General features: G+C 24.5%; 1 pseudogene and 1 riboswitch. The pseudogene reads left to right on the top strand.

Annotated features, from left to right (window positions below):
• Positions 1–211: pseudogene (locus tag E6A48_RS04370) on the top strand (8-oxoguanine deaminase); the annotation flags it as partial.
• Positions 212–362: 151 nt separating this feature from the next.
• Positions 363–458, top strand: a riboswitch (purine riboswitch).
• The last annotated feature ends 155 nt before the right edge of the window (positions 459–613 follow it).

Raw genomic sequence — 613 nt, 5'->3', positions numbered from 1 at the left:
TTTATTTATGATAGATATGAGAAGATTAGAGATGGTTGGTGCTAACTTTGACCCTAAATCGTTATTCGGTACTATAGGCTGGAAAGGAAATGTTGATTATACTATAGTTAATGGAAAAGTTGTTGTGGAAAAAGGAAGATTACAAACTGTAGATGAAGATAAAATGTATAAACTTGCAGATGAAACAGAAAATAAATATTTAAAAAAATAAAATAATAAGCACAGTTTTAATATTTTAAGGCTGTGCTTTTTTGTATATTAATAACTCAATATATTTAGAAAAATGAACTAAATCTAATTATTTGATAATGTAAAATTTTAATAATCTTAATTGACATAAAACAGAAATCTTTTATAATATCATTTAGGCAGTTTTACATACTTATATAAGTTCATAATAGGCTGAACGTTTCTACCAATTACCTCAATAATTGACTATAAGTTGCCTTATCTTAAATCAATTGGAGGTATAAAATATATGTCAAGTCTTTTTATCAAAAATGCTTCTTCAATAGTTACTTGTGATGATAATGATACAGTTTATAGTAGTAGTAATATTTTAATAGAAAATGGAGTTATTAGCTATATTGGTAAAGAAGAAAAAAAAGCTGAT

It is taken from the genome of Brachyspira pilosicoli (genome assembly GCF_019402445.1).
GTDB classification, from domain to species: Bacteria; Spirochaetota; Brachyspiria; order Brachyspirales; family Brachyspiraceae; genus Brachyspira; species Brachyspira pilosicoli_B.
The sequence above is the reverse complement of the archived record's forward strand: the minus strand, read 5'-3'. Positions and strand labels throughout refer to the sequence as shown.